This is a genomic window from Flavobacterium sp. PS2 (genome assembly GCF_046250155.1).
In the GTDB taxonomy this organism is placed as follows: domain Bacteria; phylum Bacteroidota; class Bacteroidia; order Flavobacteriales; family Flavobacteriaceae; genus Flavobacterium.
On sequence record NZ_CP176426.1, the window covers coordinates 856,934 to 877,386 of the forward strand.

A 20,453-nucleotide genomic window follows, 5' to 3' on the forward strand; every position below is an offset into this window, starting at 1 on the left:
TTATTTTTAACAAGTATATTATTTTTTGCCTTTGGCAGCTTTAGCAGCTTCTTGTTGCTCCATAACTTCTTGTAAACGTCTTTGGAACTTACCTTGTTTTTTAGGCTCTTTTAATTTGTTTTCTTGTATTTGAGCGTGAATTTTATCGCTATCTACAATGTAATTTTTAATTACAAACATAATTCCGATTGTAATTAAGTTAGAGATAAAGTTATATAAACTCAAACCTGCTCCGTAAGAGTTGAAGAAAATCAACATCATAAGTGGAGAAACATAAATCATGATTTTCATCATCTTAGCCATATCCGGCATACCTTCTTGTTGTGGAGCTGCCATTTGTTGGTCACCAGATGTCATTTTCATGTAAAAGAAAATCGCAATTGCTGCCAATATCGGGAACAAACTAATATGATCTCCGTACATTGGGATGTGGAATGGAAGTTTCACTACTGAGTCAAATGAAGATAAATCGTCTGCCCAAAGGAAGCTTTTTTGTCTTAACTCAAAAGCAGATGGGAAGAACTGGAACGAAGCATACATAAACGGAAGTTGTATCAAGGCTGGAATACATCCCGCCATTGGGTTTACTCCTGCTTTATTATACAGCTTCATTGTTTCTTGCTGTTTCTTCATTGGGTCTTTCTTGAATTTTTCTCCCAACTCAGTAATTTCTGGTCGCAACACTTTCATTTTTGCCTGAGACAAGAATGATTTATAAGTAATAGGCGACATTGCTATTTTTATTATAATTGTAAAAACAATAATAGCAATACCTAATGACAATCCAATTGTAGAACTCAAGAATCCGAATAACGGAATAAAAATAAATTTATTAATCCATCCGAAGATACCCCAACCTAATGGAATAATTTTCTCGAAATTATTATCGTAAGATTTTAATGTTTTATAATCAGCTGGTCCAAAATACCAACTCATTTTATAATCAACTTCTCCGTTTGAAAAAGCTAAAGGAACTGTTGCTTTAAATTGTTTTATATAATTAGTATCTATTTTTTCATCTTTTACTAAATCATCAGATTGTAATCTTGATTTTTCAAATGGCTTATCTGTAGATAAAATAGTGGTAAAAAAGTGTTGTTTGAAAGCTATATAACTTACTTTTTCAGGTGTTTCTTCTTTCCCTACGCCGTTAGGACTTACAAAATCGTACTTTTTATCTCCATACTCAAAAAAGATTTCAGCAAAACGTTTTTCTATAGAAACGCTTTTTTCATTTCTATTCGTTTTTAAATCCCAAACTAAATCTAATGGTTTAGACGAATTCAAAACTTTGTTCAATCCTTGAGAACGAATATCAAAACCAACTAAATATTCATTTGGTTTTAATACATATTTGTACTCTAAAAATTCATTTGCACCAGCTTTTAAACGCATTGATAATATTTGATCCTCACCATTTTTAGTTAATGTAGGTTCAAAATATAAGTCTTTTGAATTTAAAGTTCTGTTGTCAGTTGTTTGCAACTGAATATTTAAATGAGCATTGTTGTCTTTAATCAACTCTACTAATTGTCCTGAATTTTTCTCGAATCTTTTGAATCCTTTTAATGTAGCTTCTACTATATAACCACCTTTATTAGCGATTTTCAGTATAATCTTTTCATTTTCGATAGTTGTATAAGCATCTTTAGCAGAAGGAAGCGTAGCTGAATAAGCAAATCCACCTAATGTTTTTTGCAATTTTGCTAATTGCACTGTATCTCCAGGAGTTGCTGCAACTGGCAAGACTGCAGTTTTAGCAGTAGTAGCTTCTTTAGCTTGAGCTTCTTGTTTTGCAACTAATTCTTTCTTGGCTTTTTCTGCAGCAATAGTAGCTTCAGATGGTTTGTTTTGATACATTATCCAAATCAAAATACCAAAAATCAATATAAAACCAATAATTGAATTGAGATCAAATTTTTTTTCTTCCATTGTAATTTTTATTCAAGTTTTATGTTTGCGTTTCTCCTGTTTTTTAGAAACTTATACAAATACGTATTATTTTTTATGAGCCGTTACCGCAGCGGCTATAAAATTCACAAAAATTGGGTGCGGATTCGCTACCGTACTTTTGTATTCTGGATGGTATTGTACACCAATAAAAAATGGGTGATCTTTTAATTCTACAATTTCTACCAATCCTGTATCAGGGTTTACTCCTGATGCTATTAATCCTGCTTTTTGTAACTCATCTACATACTGGCTGTTGTACTCGTAACGGTGACGGTGACGCTCAGAAATAGTTGTTTTACCATAAATTTTGTGTGCCAATGAATCTGGTGTAATATCACATTTCCATGCTCCAAGACGCATTGTTCCTCCTTTATCGGTTATCGTTTTTTGCTCTTCCATTAAATTTACAACTGGATGAGCTGTTTTCTCATTCATCTCTGTTGAGTTTGCATCTGCATAACCTAAAATATTACGAGAATATTCGATTACTGACATTTGCATTCCTAGACAAATTCCGAAAAATGGAACTTTATTTTCACGCGCATAACGCACTGCTTCGATTTTTCCTTCTATTCCTCTTTCTCCAAATCCTGGAGCCACAAGAATTCCGTCTAAACCTTTCAATTTGTCTTCTATATTATCAGCATCGATAAACTCTGAATGTATAGAAACTACATTTACTTTTGTTTCATTTGAAGCTCCTGCATGTATAAATGCTTCTAAAATTGATTTGTAGCAATCTTGCATTTCTACATATTTACCAATCAAACCAATATTAATTGTATGCTTTGGATTTTTTAATCTTTTTAAGAAAGTGTTCCAGTTTTTTAAATCCGGAGCCGCTTTTTTAGGTAAATCCAATTTCTTTAAAGCAACTACATCTAAGCCTTCTTCTAGCATTAAATTAGGTACTTCGTATATTGTAGATGCATCGATAGACTGTATTACAGCTTCTCTCTTAACATTACAGAACAAAGCAAGTTTGTTACGTAATTCATCTGATAATTCGTGTTCTGTTCTACAAACTAAGATATCAGCTTTTATACCGCTTTCCATCAACGTTTTTACAGAGTGTTGTGTTGGTTTTGTTTTTAACTCTCCCGCAGCAGCCAAATAAGGCACTAAAGTTAAGTGTATTACAATTCCGTTATTTTCTCCCAATTCCCATACTAGCTGACGAACTGACTCTATATAAGGTAATGACTCTATATCTCCTACTGTTCCACCGATTTCGGTAATAACAATATCATAATCGCCAGATTTACCTAACAATTGCATTCTATCTTTAATTTCGTTGGTAATATGTGGTACTACTTGTACTGTTTTGCCAAGAAATTCTCCTCTTCTCTCTTTTTCTATAACCGAAAGATATACTCTACCAGTAGTTACGTTATTTGCCTGTGATGTAGGAACGTTAAGAAAACGCTCGTAGTGACCTAAATCCAAATCGGTTTCGGCACCATCATCAGTCACATAACATTCTCCGTGCTCGTACGGATTTAATGTACCCGGGTCTACATTTATATACGGGTCAAATTTTTGAATAGTTGTGCGATAACCTCTTGCTTGTAACAATTTTGCTAAAGATGCTGCGATAATCCCTTTTCCTAATGAAGAAGTCACACCGCCAGTAACAAAAATATATTTCGTTTGATTCATTCTGTTGTTGTTTGTATTGTAGTTGTGTAAAAAACGTGGCAAAAATAGTGAATAAAATTGGATTATTAGAATTTTATCCTAGACTTCTTAGAATTCATAGACTTGCTTAGACATCTTAGATTTTCAGACAACTTAGACTGACTTAGATTATTAGATTACTTGGAGTTTTAGACTGACTTAGATTATTAGATTGCTTAGACTTCATAGAGTTTTCAGACTTCTTGGATATTTGGATTGTCTAATTTTAGACTGATGAATTATAGTAATCCTAAAAAAATTTCCCAAATTATATTATTAAATTTCAAAATCGAATATAAAAGTAATGACTCATTATTCTGGTGATTTACATAGCATATACTCTATATGATACGTAGTATATAACCTATATAATGTAAAAATTTAAAATCCTATATTCCTAGTAAGTCTGAAAACTCTAAGAAGCTCAATAATCCGACAATACTAAAAAATCTAAGCAAGTCTAAGGAGTCTAAATATCTAAGAAGTCTAAGGCAGTCTAAGCAGGTCTAATAATCTAAGTTAGTCTAAAATCATTACTAAATTATAGAATGAAAAAATAAAAAATACAACACTGAAGAATACATCAAAAATCAATACTATTTTAAAATTAGAAAATTGAAGTATCTTATTAATGAGAAAACGTGCTATTAACTGAATAAGAAAAAAGGAGAAAATTTTTAAACTGTAAGGATTATAGGCAATTGCTTCTTTGAAGTTTAAATTTAGAATTTGAGAAAACGCCCTTGTTAATCCTCGACTTTTACAATAACTCAAAGGCATTCCTTCGCAAAGGGAACGTACTCCTAAATTTAAAAAAGAAGATAAATAACAATAAAAAAAGATAAACATGATTATTATAATAAAAATCTTGTTTATCCTTTTGTATGAATCAATTTCGTAAGAAGGTTTTGTTTTCACAAAAAATTATTCTTTTGGTTCTTCAACTTCAATTGAATCAGTTACTGTTTCAACACTGTTATTTAAAGAATCCTGCAATTTTAATGTCTCTGTATGTATAGAATCTATAGTTGATCTTATTTCATTTTCATCAGATAATGATCCTGCCCAAACTGAACCTACAAAAAGTAGTACCCACATAAGTGCAAAGATAGTCCCAACAACTCCTAAAACTATTCCTGCTATTGGCATTGAGGTAGAAGCATTTCCTTTTTTGGCTTTCATGTAACCAATTATCCCAAAAATCACTGCAAGTATTCCAAAAAATACCGATATTAATCCTACACAAGGAATAAATGCTATTAGAATTGTTAATATCCCTAAAACTAAAGCGGCAGTTCCCATTCCTTGACCTGCATTTGATGATTGTAAATTGTTATCCATATCGTTTTTTATGTTAATTGCTGCAAAAATAAGAAAACACTTATCCCTATTAGAGAGAATAAACCAAAGTTATTAACAAATAAATGATTATCAGACTAACTTAGACTTGCTTAGAATTTTAGACTTTCTTATACATCTTAGATTTTTAGACGAAATGTATAGGTGCATAGCATTGTGTCTTCACTAAATTCTAAAATCAATATCAAAAAAAAAAATCTTTTTTAAGTAGTATATACTCTATATTTAACATAGTATATAATCTACATACTCCAGTTGTCCCAATAGCTAGAACCAAATAATCCAAAAGTCTAAGTAAGTCTAAGTAAGTCTAAGTAGTCTAAAAATCTAAGATGTCTAAACTACAGCTTAGGATATTGCTTTTTGATATTCCTGATTAACTCTTCTAAACCATTAAGTTTTAGTTCATAGACGAGCGCCAATTGTTGGCCTAGCTCGCCATTAGGAAATCCTTTATTATGATACCAAACAACATAATATTCAGGAAGATCAATTAAAAATCGTCCTTCGTATTTCCCGAAAGGCATCTTGGTGTGGGCTAATTTTATGAGAAGTTTTTTGTCTTGTTCCATTTTTTTTTAAGAAAAAAAGAAGCAAGAAAAAAGAATATAGACTTATTCTCTCTTCTTGCTTCTATTGAATGCAAAGCTATTATTATTTTCCTTTTATTTTTGCCACTGATTAAAAAGATTTTCACAGATTTAAAAACCTTGAACCTTTCTTTTAACCTTTTCAACAAAAACTCAGAAACTTAGAATCTTAGTAACTCAGAACCTTTGTAACTTTGTTCCTTTGACCCTTTTAGTAATGCCATCTCACGAAAGCTTCCATTGCAGCGTAACGTGATAGACCTAATTGGTTGTATAATTCGGCTGTTTCTGCATTTCTGTCTTCGGCTCTTTGCCAGAATTCACGTGCATCTGACCCTTGGAACACAACTCCATCTTTTTGAGATTGGTGTTTAAAGATTCCATGTCTTTTTGCTAATACCTGATCCGGACTCATTGGTACTGCCATTTCTACTTCGTCAATTCCCCATTCTTGCCATGCTCCACGGTATAACCATAACCAACAATCATCCATAAACGATTTTGGTTTTAATCGTTTTACTGCTTCAAAAATAGCATCCAGACATACTTTATGTGTTCCGTGTGGGTCGGCTAAATCTCCTGCAGCATAGATTTGGTGTGGTTTGATTTTTTCGATTAAAGCCATTGTAAGTTGAATATCTTCTTCTCCAATTGGTTTTTTCTCGATTGTTCCTGTTTCATAAAATGGAAGTTCCATAAAATGAATTTGTTCGTCTGGCAAACCTACAAAATGACTTGTTGAGCGTGCTTCTCCTTTTCTGATTAATCCTTTTATGTAACGAACTTCTGGAATATCTATCTCACTATTCTTTTTATTGGTTAAGAAGGTTACTGCTTTTTGATAGATATTTTCTGCTTCAGCACTTTTGATTCCGAATTTCTCGTTGTAATCGGTAACGAATCTTGCAAAACGCAAGGCTTCATCATCAGCAACTGCAATATTCCCTGAGGTTTGGTATGCTACATGTACTTCATGTCCTTGCTCTTGCAAACGCATAAATGTTCCTCCCATACTAATGATGTCATCATCTGGATGCGGGCTGAATATCAATACTCTTTTTCTTGCTGGTTCAGCTCTTTCTGGGCGTTTGGTATCATCTGCATTTGGTTTTCCTCCTGGCCATCCAGTAATGGTATTTTGCAGCTTATTAAATATCTTAATATTGATATCGTATGCTGGTCCTGAATCTGCCAATAAATCGCTCATTCCGTTTTCGATATAATCGGCATCGGTAAGCATTAGGATTGGTTTCTTTAAATCTAGTGCTAATCCTAAAACAGCTTTACGAGTTAATTTGTCTGTCCAAACAATTTTCTCTACTAACCATGGTCTGTTGATTCTTGTTAGTTTTGATGATGCTTCTTTATCCAGAACAAAAACTACATTGTTGTGCTCTTGCAAAAATGACGCAGGAATTCTATTAGTAACTTCTCCTTCTACAGATTTTTTTACAACGTCTGCTTTTCCTTCTCCCCAAGCTAATAGAATAACTTGTTTGGCTTCCATTATCTTTTTTACTCCAAGTGTAATGGCTGTTCTTGGCGTATTATTTAATCCAAAAAAGTCTTTACTTGCTGCAACTCTGGTAATATGGTCTAAGGCTACTAATCTTGTTTTTGAGTTTTGTAATGATCCTGATTCGTTAAATCCGATATGTCCGTTTGCTCCAATTCCAAGAACTTGTAGATCGATTCCGCCCAGAGCTTCTATTTTAGCTTCGTAATCTGCGCAATAATCTGCGATTTCTTCTTTAGTTAAAAGTCCGTCTGGAATATGGTAATTTTCAGGTAAAATATCTACTTGATCCATCAACAATTCTTTCATGAATCGTACGTAGCTATTTACTGAATCTGGCTCCATTGGATAGTATTCGTCCAGGTTAAAAGTGATTACGTTTTTAAAACTTAATCCTTCTTCTTTGTGTAAACGTACTAGCTCAGCATATAACCCTTTTGGGGATGATCCTGTTGCTAATCCTAATACACATGATTCGTTTTTCTCTTGTTTTGACTTGATAAGTGCCGCTATTTGCTGCGCAACTGCTTTGGATGCATCGGTGGAATTCTCAAAAACTACCGTGTCAATATTTTCGAATCGTTTTTCGAAACCTGTCGCCTTATCTATGGAACTTTTTAACATTATTCGCTTCTTTTTATATTTACTTTATTTATTTATCCTGTTTTTTATTTGCGTGACCAACTTCTGTATTTATGTCCTTTGAATGCAAAAAATATAATCATTAAGTAGCATGGCACTAACATTAAATATGCTATCTGATTTCCGCTTTTAGCCGTTTTAGCAACTCCATTTGCTATATTGGCTGCATTAACACTTTCTGCCCAAGCTCCATAAATTAAAGGAAAGATTGCTCCTCCTATAATACCCATGATTAAAATTGCGCTTCCTATTTTGGTATATCCTTTTAAATCCTGTAATGCCATTGGCCATATTGCCGGCCAACAAAGTGCATTTGCAAGTCCCATTAATGCTACTAAAATGACAACTAATGGTATCGCTGGAATCCCCGAAAACTGAACTGTTATTGCAGGTGATATTACAACTATTAAAATTACTAAAATTAATCCTAAAATTCCAGATGCTTTTAATGCAGTAACTTGCGAAAGATATTTAGGTATTAATGTAATTCCTAAAACATATCCTACTACCATTGCTGACATTGTAAATGAGGTTAATTTTAAATAAAAATTACCGTCTTTACCATATACTCCCAAATGTTTTCCGAATCCTCCAATGGAATCTCCTGCTAAAACTTCGGCTGCCAGATATAACATTAAAGTTATTACTCCTAAAACTAATTGTGGATGTTTGAAAGCATTTTTTATTTGCTTAAAAATACTTAAATGTAGTACATCACCTTCTTCATCTAAATCAATTTCTGGTAATGGTGATAGCTTAACTAAAAGTGCCAAAACCAAAATAACCAATCCCATATAAAGATATGGTGTTTGCAATTGTAATGTGAGCAAATTTAAGGCTTCTGTTTTAGAAACCTCATCTAAAAGTGCAATTTTATCTGCTGTGTATTCTTGCATATTTGATAACACCAAAGCTGTCAGAGCTAATGGGGCTATAAATCCTGCAAACTTATTTGCAATTCCTAAAACGCTAATTCTTGCTGCTGCGCTTTCTCTCGGCCCAATAACAACTACATAAGGATTTGCAGCAGTTTGCAAAATTGCTAAACCTGTTCCCATGGTAAATAATGCTAATAAAAAGAATAAGAAAGTTCTTGTTGCTGCTGCTGGATAAAACATAAAAGCTCCTACTGCAATTACAATTAAGCCAAGCGAAATTCCGTTTTTGTATCCTACTTTCTCGATAACCCAAGAAGATGGAATTGCCATTACAAAATAGGCGATATAGAAAGCAAATGTTACAAAATAAGCTTGAGAAGCAGTTAACTCACAGGCTAATTCGAAAAAAGGAATTAGCGGCCCGTTAAGCCAGGTAACAAATCCTAAAATAAAAAATAATGCGGTTAAAATAACCATAGGAATAATGGTACTCCTCTGGTCTATACGTATTGCACTTTCAATCTTTGACATAGTTTTTTTTTGGTTGATGGTTAATAGATTAGTTATTTTTTTTCAATCTAAAATAGCACCAACACTTTCATAATTTTTGCAAATTAATCACGGGTTGTGCGATTTTTTTGCAATACTACGACAAAAGTAGCTCAATAAGTTCTTCTTATTCCTAAATTAGATATGAAATTTTTGTTAATTTTTTATGATTCCCAGTTTAGTTCTGGGTAGTTTTTTTTGAGATATTCTTTTACTTCTGCAATATCTTCTTTGGCAGTTAAATCTGGAACATGTTCCGAAAAAGGGATTCCTAAAGCTGTATTTGGGTTGTCTTTTATTGTATTTAAAAGCACTGTTGGCAATTCTTTTTCGTCTCTTTCTGGATTAACCGGACAATTTTTTAAATAAGGATATAGCATTGCTCCATCAAATTTAAAAGCATTCATACTTACTCTTAATTTTCCTTCGGAATCTTTGTAATTTTCTAAATCGTCTGCGGTTGGTTTTTCCAGAATATCCAATAAGTGATTATTTTTATCTAGTTTGGCTATTGCAAAACGAGAAATTCTTTCAGATGGAAAATCCAATGCGTCACGGTCGTAGCCAATAAAAGCATTTGGGCTGTTAGTTTCTCTTAACGCAAGCAACGCTGCTGTAGAATATAAATTATCACTATTGCAAGCTGAGTAACTTTGGGTGTTCATCTCTGGATATTGGGCTACTGCCTGAAATAACGCATCGGCTGTGCCAAATGGTTTTACTCTGCCTTCGGGAATATACTGTACAGCAAATGAAATATTTAATCCATGAAAATCATTGTTTTTATCTTGATTTCCGTAGAATTCTTTAAACAAATCTCCTTGCTCTCCTATAATGATGATGATATTTTTATATCCTGCTTTTTTTGCATTTAGCAAAAGATAATCTAACAAAGGTCTTCCGTTAGGACCAACTCCTATTAAGCCTTTACTTCTTTCATTCGCCTGAGCGATTTCTTCTTCGGTTAAATTATTTAATACAACTTCTTTTTTCATTCGAGAAGATGCACCGCCTGCTAAAATAATTAAATTGTCATGCATAATTTGTTCTTTAAAATTTTAAAATTATTATATTACTCTTGCTCCCGGATCAACGGTTACAGTATATGCTTCTTTTGCTCCTGCTGCTAATATTGCAGCTACAACTGCATCTTCTTTTTTAGGATCTGCAATTACAACAATGCTTCCGCCGCCGCCTGAACCAACAATCTTGGCACCATAAGCTCCAGCACGTAAGGCTGCATTAATCATATCGTCGATTTTTGGTACTGTTATTTTTAATAAATCTCTTAAAACAGCATGGTGCATATTCATTAATTCACCAATTCTAACCAAATCAAGCGTTGGTTTATCAAATTCTTTTAAAGCTTCTTTTGTATATTGATAGTTCTTTATAGCTGCTTCAAAAAACGGAATCAATCTGTCTGGTAAATAATTACGATATTTATCTATATCTTCTAATTCGGTTTTATGCAAATCAAAATCTTTAAAATTTTGTTTTATAATATCGATGGCCAATAATGCATTGCCTTTTAATTCTCCTATTAACCCAATTGTTTCTTTTGGAACTCCCGAAACACCTGTAATTAATCCTTTTAATTGTGTGCCAATTATATTGTACGAGAACGGAACACTTGTATTAATATGAACAATATTTCCTACTCCTATGCTAAAATGATCCATCATTCCGCCTGGTTCTCCATGTTCCAAAACTTCTGAAGCATACCCCATTTGCGCAATAAACTCTGGAGTAACTTCGCAATCAACTCCGTAAGCTGTAATTAAAAAGTTAATCCATGCCATTAATAATGCCGATGAACTTGACGTTCCTGAATTAATCGGAATATCTCCTTTTACAGTAATATCATATCCTACTGTAGGGATACAACCGTGTCTTCTTAAAACTCTCAGCGAAGAAGCGAAGTAATCACGTGGTTCTAATTCTTCAAAAGTTGCGTTGATATCAATGACTCTAACTTCATTAATATCCTCCATGTTTAGTTTAAAAACCGAAGTCTCATTTTCTACTGCTGTTAATTGTATATTTCTATTTATTGCACAAGCTATAACAGGTAATCCTAAATAATCCTGATGATCTCCAAAAAGGCACGTTCGTCCTGGTGCCAATGATATAATTTTCTTCACTTTTAAAATATATTAAAATACTGCAATACTGGTAATTACACTATTATTAGTTTATAAAATAGGCTTTTATTTTAGTTTTAACTTTACGAAACTAGATATTAAATTTTAATTAACCTAAGAAAAAACAAAAAATGTGCTCGAACACACTTAAATAATGTTATCGAGCACACTTATATAGATGCCTGAAAATGTTGATAAAAATCTTCTTGAAATTTATTAAGATTTTTATGTTAATTGAAATAAGAATACCTAATTTTATATTTTTGTTTTACATTCCGTTTTTTCAGTAAATTAACCATTTATTACACAACCAAATACTTCATTACAAATAAAAAAGCCATTTACTTTATAAATATCTCCTAAAAAGAATAAATACAAAGTTTTTATATATTTGCCTCCTTATGAATAAAAAATATACGATTAAAGATATTGCTAAATTAGCAGGTGTTTCGAAAGGTACTGTTGACAGGGTTTTGCATAAAAGAGGAAAAGTTTCTCCGCTAGCTCTAGAAAAAGTAAACGAAGTTTTAAATGTAATTGATTACGAACCCAATCTTATTGCTCGAAATTTAAAGAACAATAAGATTTATCATATCTGTATTTTATTACCCGATCCTCAAATCGACCCTTATTGGCTTCCTTGCATCCAAGGAATTAAAGATGCTATTCAGGAATTTAAAGCATACAATATACGTGTTGAAACATTTTACTTTAATCCCGAAAAAACAAAATCGTTTACCAACACAAATGAAACGATTATAGAGAAATCGCCAGATGCAGTTTTGCTAGCTCCTTTATTTCATAAGGAAACATTAGATGCTATAAAAAAATACGATTCTTTAAATATTATTGTAAATACATTTAATAATCAGGTAGAATCTACTTTAATAAAGAATTTTGTTGGGCAAGATTTGTTTAGAAGTGGTCGCGTAGCAGCCAAATTATTGAATACAATTCTAGACAAAGGACATATTGCAATTATACATATTGATGAAACCTACAAGAATGCAATTCACATGCAGGAAAAAGAAAGAGGTTTTAGAAATTATTTTATCGAAAAAGAAAAACTTGATTATAAGATTACTACTTTAAAACTAAAAAGCCCGAATGTTGAAGTCACTCTAAAAAACTTCATCACTGAAAATCCTGATTTATCTGGTGTTTTTATTACCACATCCAGAGCATATCAAATAGCCAAACCCATTAGTGAGATTAAGGATAGAAAAATCCGAATGATTGGTTATGACTTAATCGATGAGAATGTAAATAATCTAAATCTTGGCGTAATTGATTTTTTAATTCATCAAAACCAAAAAAGACAAGCATATCTTGGCATAACATATCTTGTAGAGCATTTCCTTTTTCACAAAGAAACACCTGCTGTTACGCTCTTACCTATTGATATTATTAACTCCGAAAATGCCGATTTTTATTTGGAATAATCTAGTCTTTCAAGGTTAAAATTCCAAATGATGATGCAATATGAAAATTGGGCGTTTCGGTAACAGGATTTACCCAAGTTATCCAAGTCGGTTCATAATCAGAGCCACTGGTTTTAGAATATTTGGCTCTAAAAATTCCAGTTTCGATTTGATTATTCTTTATTAAATTAAGCTTCTTTAAGGATGCAATACGTATTACGCCTTCTACAACAAAAGAATCCTCATTTACAGATGATTTAACTACTAAATCATCTTTTGGCCAAGACCAATCAAAATTTAAATTCTTATCTGGATACGCTATAAAATCCATTACTCTGGCTTTAGTATCCATCTCCATGCAATAATAGGGATTAAGCGAACTATCAGCCCTAAAAAAGAGCTCTACCCTATCGGAATTATTGATGCTATCAATACTATCATCCTTATCTACTATATGAATTTCGGAATCATAAACCGTAAAACAAAAGAACAATTGTTCCCCATCCCACAAGGCTTTAAACTCGATTCGGGAAACCGCTTTAGAATCCCAAGGCGAACAAAAATCATCCAGGATAATTGCTGTCTTCCATAAATCAGAATCGCCTTTTCCGGATACAATTAATTGGTTTGCAGCTATTGACTTTACTTCGTAATTCTTAATTCCCTGATTCATATTATTCTTCAATTATCTTTTTGACATAATTATTACAACAACACAAATATAATGTGCTCGAACACATTTTACAATACTTTTCTTTGTTTAATAAAATATAATCTATAGTTTCGTTCCTATTAACCTCAAAAGAACGACCTTTTTAACTATAAATAACCAAATTTTTATCTTTTATGAAAGAAGAAAAAAACTCCCGTCGCTCATTCTTAACTAAGACTATTGCAGGTATTTCGGGAACAGTTATAGCAACAGGCTTACCATTATCAGCATTAGCATCAAACACAAATGTCGAAGTACTAGACTCGAAACATGATTTTTTAACGAAGCCCTATTTACAAGCTCCTACCAATGATGGTATCACCATAATGTGGCTCACTAACCAACTTTGCTTAAATTGGGTAGAATATGGCGAAACCGAAAAATTAGGGATCAAAGTCCAGCAATGTGCTCATGGTATGATGAATATTAATTCTAGAATCAATACTGTAACACTCACAAATCTTAAACCAGATACGACCTATTACTATAAAGTTTTCTCCAAACAAATTTTAGATTTTCAACCATATAAAATCACTTTTGGAGATATTATAAACAGTGAAACATATCATTTTAAAACACTCAATCCAAAAGCAAAAGAAATAAGCTGGCTCGTTTTAAACGACATACACGACCGCCCAGAATCTTTTGGAGAACTCATACAACTTAACCAAAATAAACCTTACGATTTTGTTTTCCTTAACGGAGATATGTTTGACTATCAAACGGATGAAAGCCAAATCATCAATCATTTGCTTAATCCTTGTAGCATATTTTCAACTGAGAAACCATTTATGCTTGTAAGAGGAAATCATGAAACCAGAGGTAAATACTCAAGAAATCTATTAGATTATTACTACAACTACGATAAGAAAGAGTATTATACTTTTAAAATGGGTCCCGTTTTTACAATTGTTTTAGATACTGGCGAAGATAAAAAAGACTCACATCCTGTATATGGCGGAACTGTAAATTATGATTCTTATCGAGAAGAACAAGCAGTTTGGCTAGAGAAACAAATGAAATCTAAGGCTTTTAAGAATGCTCCGTTTAGAGTAGTAATAATGCACATTCCGCATTATCATTCCGATGAAGAACACGGAACAACAGAATGTCGCAGGTTATTTGGTCCTTTATTCGAAAAATATAAAATTGATTTGTTTGTCGCAGGACACACACACGAATACGGAATGTTTGAACCAAATAAAGATCACTCCTATCATTTTGTTATTGGCGGTGGACCAGAAACTGGAATTAGAACTTTAATACGAATTGAAGCCAATCCTAAAGTTTTAAATTTGCAAATGCTTAATGATTCTGGTAAAGAAATTGGCTTGTTTCAACTTAATAGTAAAAGGTAATTTTTTAAGGTTTAAACTTTTTTAATATTCCGTTTGTATTCGATATTTCGATTACTATTTAAACTGAAATTACAGCCTGGTTTCTTTTCATTCCAAATTCACATTTTTTAACAAAAATTAACTTAAATACACACAATAAAAATCCTTCAAATGATTGCGGTCATCTGAAGGATTTCCTGTTATCTCCATTAAGCTAAAAAGACACACTAAATCTTAAGTTTATAATACCGTTATTGATACTATATTATCGCCTTTGTTAACACAATATTTCAGGAATATTTAATATTCAACTGTACCCTTATATAAGAATTTGATACTTTTTTTATCAATCCTCTTTCTTTATTTCATCTTCTTATGGTAATTACCATCAAAATACTAGTTTTTAAATAATCAAGAAGCTTCATGTTTTTTAATAAGAAACTAGAATTTTATTACTAAAAAAACATTTTCCACAAAAAAAATGTGCTCGAGAACACAAATATTGTGTGTTCGAGCACATTTTTTGTGTTTTTCCTTGTTTAATAAAAATTAAATATATAGTTTCGTCATATCTTAAAAATTAAAGTACAATTTATGTTAAAAAAACATAACTAAATAAACAAGAAAAAGTGTACACGTTTGAGATTGTAAAAATTGAATTTTCAGCTAATTAATAGTAAAAAAAGAATAGCATCACGATTTCATTTAAGGCAGATTTCCTTAAATCGATTATAATAAAAATGAATACCAGTTAACACAACAACACAAAACAAATTATTAACCAAACCCATTTTTAAGAGTATGAATTTATTAATTAAACAAAAACCTAGAAGTTTTCGGTTAAACGCCCCTTCTAGAAAGGAAATTAAATTAGCAATTCTTTCATTGTTCGCTTTGACTTTTCAAATTTCAACCGCTGCTTCATCAAAAGAAGTAAGCACAAATAGAATTGATTTATCATTGGTACAAAAAATTGTTAAGGGTAAAGTAACCGATTCTAATGGAATGCCACTTCCTGGAGTAAATGTTCTTATTAAAGGAACTGCTATCGGTGTACAAACAGATTACAATGGTGAATTTGCCATAGAAGTAGCAGATAATCAAACAATATTGGTTATTTCTTATATGGGAATGCAAGAACAAGAAGTAACGATTGGAAAAGGACCTATCGTTGTAACTTTAAAAGAAGCTGGAGAAGTAATGGACGAAGTAGTTATCGTTGGTTACAGCAAAATCAAAAAAGAAAGTCTTACTGGAGCTTTACAAACGTTAGATAATAAAAAACTTACTGATATCACTACACCATCTGTAGAGAATTTATTAGCTGGTAAAGCTACTGGAGTTTATGTAAGTTCAGGAAATGGACAGCCAGGAGATACTGGTAAAATCGTTATTCGTGGAAAAACTACTGTTAACGGAAGTACTGATCCTTTATGGGTTATCGATGGTGTGATTGTAGGAAGTAGTTCTGGAAATATGAATCCAGCCGATATCGAAACTTTAACTGTACTTAAAGATGCTGCATCTACAGCCGTGTATGGTTCTCAGGGGGCAAATGGTGTAATCATTGTTACTACAAAAAGCGGAAAAAGTGGTAAGGCAACTATTAATGCCTCTATCAAAACTGCTGCAACAACTGTAAATACAGGAAATTTTGACATCATGAATGGTCAGGAATTATATGACTTATATGACTCTTTCCCTAACAAACAAGATTTTAGTAATGCATGGTGGTGGAACCCTGAATTAAGAAACAAAAATTACGATTGGTGGAAAAATGCTACTCGAACTGGTATTGCAAGAGATTTTAACTTATCAATTAACGGTGGTAGTGACGTATTTAAAAGCTATGTTTCTCTTGGTATATATGACGAAACTGGTGCTATAAAAGGATATGATTATACTCGTTATAACTTACTACTTAAATTTAGCTATAAAGTAAACAATTGGTTAACCATACGTCCTCAAGCTAATATTACACGTACAGAAACTGAAGACAAACAACATTCTGTCGGTGCTATGTATGGCAATATGCCTTGGGATAACCCATATCTTCCTGATGGAACTTTGGTAGGTAACCAACCAAATCCTACTTGGGTAAATACAACGGGTTCAAACTATTTGTATGACTTACAATGGAATTATGGAGAATCTGAAAGATATAGTGTTCGAACCAATTTAGACTTTGATGCTAAAATTAATAGTTGGCTATCATTCACTTCTACAAATAACTATACCTTCTCAAATTATAATTCAATGACCTACATTGATCCAAGATCTTCTGAAGGGTTATCAGTAAAAGGAAGAATTACAGATGAAACTACTAGTAGCAATCGTTTTTATACTAGTCAATTATTCAAATTCAACAAATCATTTGGAGCACACGCTATAAACGCAATTGCTGGATACGAATGGAATGAATATAATGGTAAAAGTACTGAAGGTGTTTCAACTGGAATACCTCCAGGATTTATTGTTGCAGATGCTGCAACTGTTCCAGAAAAAGTTAAAGGTAACAGATCTCAATGGGCGGTTCAATCTTTGTTTACCAACATCAACTATACATATGACGACAGATACATGGCACAATTTTCTATACGCCGTGATGGGGCTTCTAATTTTGGAGAAAATGCAAGATATGGTAATTTCTTTTCTATTAGTGGTGGTTGGAATATTCATAAAGAAAAATTCTTTAAAGCCGATTATATCAATAACTTAAAACTTAGAGCTAGTTATGGTTCAGTAGGAAACAGACCAAATGGTTTATACTTGCACTTACCTTTATATTCTGTGTCTTCTGGTTATAATGAAAATCCTGGTGCGCTTATTTCTCAAATAGGAAACCCTGATTTAAGCTGGGAAAAAACGTTTACAACTGGTATTGGTTTAGATGTTAGTTTCTTAAACAGAATTAATCTAACATTAGACTATTACAATAAAGACACCTCTGGTTTATTATACGAGGTACCCTTACCTGGAGTAATTGGAGTAACAAGTATCTGGAGAAATGTTGGGGCTGTAAACAACAAAGGTTTTGAGGCATCTATTAACGTAGATATCATTAAAAATGAAAACTGGAGATGGAATGTAGATGCTAATATTGGTTTAAATAGAAATGAAGTGACAAGCCTTTACGGAACAAAACAACAAATTATTGTTCCTGATGGAACTGGAATCTCAGGTTCAGCAAATAAACTATTAACACCTGGTAAAGATGTAGATACTTGGTACCTTACAGAATGGGCTGGTGTAAATCCTGATAATGGAAAGCCAGAATGGTTTACAACCAATGCAGCTGGAGAACGTGTTAAGACATCTAACTATGGAGATGCATCTAAAAATCAAATTGCTATCGATGCCTACACGCCATCTTATTACGGAGGATTCTCGACTAGTTTAAATTATAAAAATTTCGATTTTGGAGCAACATTCAGTTATTCAGTAGGTGGTAAAATTTATAACTATGCTCGTGCAGAATTTGATTCAGATGGAGCTTATACAGATCGTAACCAAATGAATCTTCAAAAAGGATGGAGTCGTTGGGAAAAACCAGGGGATATTGCTACACACCCACAAGCAATTTATAACAATTCGAGCAACTCAAATAAAGCATCATCACGTTTCTTAGAAGATGGGTCATACTTAAAAATGAGAAGTGTATCATTTGGATATAATTTATCTATTGAGCGTTTGAATATTTCTAATCTAAGAATATTTGTATCTGGTGAAAACTTGTTTACAATTACCGATTTCTCAGGTGTAGATCCAGAAATACCTCCATTTGAAAGAAATGGTGTAAGAACAATAACTGGAGTTTCAACCTCAGTATATCCACAGACACGCAGATTTGCATTAGGTTTTAATCTTACTCTTTAAAAAACAGAACCATGAAAAAAATATTCATATTATTTATTACCCTTAGTTTTCTATCTTCATGTGAGCTGGAGCGAGAACCATTTGGCTCATATACAAAAGATAAAATTATGCAGGATAAAGAAGCTGCTGTCGAAGTACTTCTTAACGGATGTTATGCACAACTTAAAGGTTGGTCAGATGTAATGCACCGTGTTGGTGAATATCCTGGAGACAACATCATGATTAGAGGAACTTCTACTGATGCATTCTATACTTTTATTTCTTATCAGCATAGTCCAGTTAATGATAGACTATCTACTTTCTGGAATAATAGTTATAAAGTTATCTCACAATCTAGTGACTTAATGAAAATGATTTCTGAAGGAGAAAGCCCTAAAATGGATCAGCAATTAGGAGAAGCTTATTACCTAAGAGGAATGGTTTATTTCTATTTAGTTAAAACATACGGCAGACCTTATGCACAATCTCCAGAAACTAATTTGGGTGTACCAATTGTTAACGGATTACCGGAGGATATTGCCAACATCAATCTTCCGGATAGAGCTACAGTAAAAGCATCTTACGAGCAAGCAATTAGCGATCTTAAAAAAGGGGAAGCCTTAATGAATGAAAGCAGAACTGCTACTTACGCAACTAAAGAAGCTGCTCAGGCAATGCTTTCTAGAGTATATTTATACATGAGCGGAACTTATGAAACACCAAATCAACAATACGCTGATTTATCTATTGAGTATGCTAACAAAGTAATTTCTAGCGGTCGTTATAATATGCTTAGCAGAGCCGATTTTATGAAATACAACACTTTTGCACCAGATGCAAGCGGACAAACAGAAACTATTTTTGCTGTTAAACGTGTGGCTTCAGAGTACTCTGGTTTTGATCATTATTATGGTATTGGTGGTATGTATGCTAATATTCAAGGACAAGGTTGGGGAGAAATGTACGCTAGTGCAAAATACTTAGATTTATTACGTAAATCTGGTTTAAAGAAAGATGCAAGATGGGCTTTTATCGATCCACAATATGCATTGGATGCTGCTAACAATAAAACAGAAGCTTTCCGTTTTATAACAGATGCTTTTAATGCTAGTGGAGTACAAACTGGTTATAACTATGTACAACAACCTCTTAAAACTAATTCTAGCGGTTCATACTATATTACTATAGCAAATACAGATTACAATCTTACTGTAGTAAATGCTGCCGAAAATAGTTATTCAATAAATTACGCTGGTAAAACCTATGTAGGAGAAAAAGATTACATGATGTTATTAAATCGTGTATATCCTATGTACTACGTTACAAAATGTTCTTTGCAAGACAATAGCTCTCACCTACACTCGCCTATTATTTCAAGATTAGCCGAAATGTATTTGAATATGGCCGAAGCTTATGCTAAAAAATCAGATTATCAGAATGCTCTTAAGAATTTAAATATTGTTAGAGAAAGATCAATTGTAGGTGGTGGATATACTTCTTTAACTAGTACAAATGCTGTACAACTTATTGATGAAGAACGCCAACTGGAACTAGCTTTTGAAGCACAACGTGGATATGACGTTTATAGAAACGGACAAACAATGACACGTCATTACCCTGGTCCTCATACACCAATGGTAGATTATCCGGCAACAAGTCCAAGAGTAGTACAATACATTCCGCAATCGGAAATAAATGCTTATCCTGGAACTTTAACTCAAAATCCTTAATAAAGATTTTGAAAAACTAATTTTGAGTTTAATGGTTAGTTAGTAAATAAGGCTCTCTTTAGAATTTCCCTCTTATATAAATAAGGGGGA

General features: G+C 32.7%; 14 protein-coding genes. 4 read left to right on the plus strand and 10 right to left on the minus strand.

From position 1 onward, the window contains the following. Nucleotides 1-18 precede the first annotated feature (18 nt). The 9 genes from yidC to ACJ6WR_RS03650 all read right to left on the minus strand — a co-directional run bounded on the left by yidC (nucleotide 19) and on the right by ACJ6WR_RS03650 (nucleotide 11,308). The gene (gene yidC / locus ACJ6WR_RS03610) at nucleotides 19-1,932 is read right to left on the minus strand and encodes a membrane protein insertase YidC (protein WP_409417071.1); all 1,914 of its coding nucleotides are present in this window, start codon (nucleotides 1,930-1,932) and stop codon (nucleotides 19-21) included. Nucleotides 1,933-1,998: 66 nt separating this feature from the next. Next, entirely contained in the window at nucleotides 1,999-3,612 is a 1,614-nt protein-coding gene (locus ACJ6WR_RS03615) for a CTP synthase (protein ID WP_039112574.1), read from the minus strand. 537 nt (nucleotides 3,613-4,149) lie between these two features. Then, nucleotides 4,150-4,479, minus strand: coding sequence for a DUF2752 domain-containing protein (locus ACJ6WR_RS03620; RefSeq protein WP_409417915.1), 330 nt, complete (start codon nucleotides 4,477-4,479; stop codon nucleotides 4,150-4,152). 75 nt (nucleotides 4,480-4,554) lie between these two features. Then, nucleotides 4,555-4,971: a DUF4190 domain-containing protein gene (locus ACJ6WR_RS03625; RefSeq protein WP_052249930.1), complete on the minus strand. Its 417-nt coding sequence runs from the start codon at nucleotides 4,969-4,971 to the stop codon at nucleotides 4,555-4,557. Nucleotides 4,972-5,330: 359 nt separating this feature from the next. Next, the gene (locus ACJ6WR_RS03630; RefSeq protein WP_409417072.1) at nucleotides 5,331-5,561 is read right to left on the minus strand and encodes a DUF3820 family protein; all 231 of its coding nucleotides are present in this window, start codon (nucleotides 5,559-5,561) and stop codon (nucleotides 5,331-5,333) included. A gap of 229 nt (nucleotides 5,562-5,790) precedes the next feature. After that, nucleotides 5,791-7,719, minus strand: a complete 1,929-nt coding sequence (nagB, locus tag ACJ6WR_RS03635) for a glucosamine-6-phosphate deaminase (protein WP_323489073.1) — start codon at nucleotides 7,717-7,719, stop codon at nucleotides 5,791-5,793. 44 nt (nucleotides 7,720-7,763) lie between these two features. Then, nucleotides 7,764-9,146, minus strand: a complete 1,383-nt coding sequence (locus ACJ6WR_RS03640) for an MFS transporter (RefSeq protein ID WP_409417073.1) — start codon at nucleotides 9,144-9,146, stop codon at nucleotides 7,764-7,766. Nucleotides 9,147-9,328: 182 nt separating this feature from the next. Then, nucleotides 9,329-10,204 carry a sugar phosphate nucleotidyltransferase gene (locus ACJ6WR_RS03645; RefSeq protein WP_409417074.1) on the minus strand — a complete coding sequence of 292 codons (876 nt, stop codon included), beginning with the start codon at nucleotides 10,202-10,204 and terminating at the stop codon, nucleotides 9,329-9,331. 27 nt (nucleotides 10,205-10,231) lie between these two features. Continuing rightward, nucleotides 10,232-11,308, minus strand: coding sequence for a mevalonate kinase (locus ACJ6WR_RS03650; protein WP_409417075.1), 1,077 nt, complete (start codon nucleotides 11,306-11,308; stop codon nucleotides 10,232-10,234). A 401-nt stretch (nucleotides 11,309-11,709) separates the two neighbouring features. Between ACJ6WR_RS03650 and ACJ6WR_RS03655 the strand changes: the two genes are divergently transcribed. After that, a complete protein-coding gene (locus ACJ6WR_RS03655; protein ID WP_409417076.1) occupies nucleotides 11,710-12,750 on the plus strand; it encodes a substrate-binding domain-containing protein in 1,041 nt (346 codons plus the stop codon). A gap of 1 nt (nucleotide 12,751) precedes the next feature. On the opposite strand, the gene ACJ6WR_RS03660 is transcribed toward ACJ6WR_RS03655, so the two are convergent. Continuing rightward, nucleotides 12,752-13,402 (minus strand): sugar-binding protein, encoded by a 651-nt coding sequence (locus ACJ6WR_RS03660; protein ID WP_082017780.1) that lies wholly within the window; start codon nucleotides 13,400-13,402, stop codon nucleotides 12,752-12,754. A gap of 173 nt (nucleotides 13,403-13,575) precedes the next feature. On the opposite strand from ACJ6WR_RS03660, the gene ACJ6WR_RS03665 reads away from it, so the two are divergent. The 3 genes from ACJ6WR_RS03665 (at nucleotide 13,576) to ACJ6WR_RS03675 (ending at nucleotide 20,363) form a co-directional block, all read left to right on the plus strand. Continuing rightward, entirely contained in the window at nucleotides 13,576-14,799 is a 1,224-nt protein-coding gene (locus ACJ6WR_RS03665; protein ID WP_409417077.1) for a metallophosphoesterase, read from the plus strand. A gap of 780 nt (nucleotides 14,800-15,579) precedes the next feature. Further along, nucleotides 15,580-18,654 carry a SusC/RagA family TonB-linked outer membrane protein gene (locus ACJ6WR_RS03670; protein ID WP_409417078.1) on the plus strand — a complete coding sequence of 1,025 codons (3,075 nt, stop codon included), beginning with the start codon at nucleotides 15,580-15,582 and terminating at the stop codon, nucleotides 18,652-18,654. A gap of 11 nt (nucleotides 18,655-18,665) precedes the next feature. Continuing rightward, on the plus strand, nucleotides 18,666-20,363 hold the full coding sequence (locus tag ACJ6WR_RS03675; protein ID WP_409417079.1) for a RagB/SusD family nutrient uptake outer membrane protein: 1,698 nt from the start codon (nucleotides 18,666-18,668) through the stop codon (nucleotides 20,361-20,363). Nucleotides 20,364-20,453 lie beyond the last annotated feature (90 nt).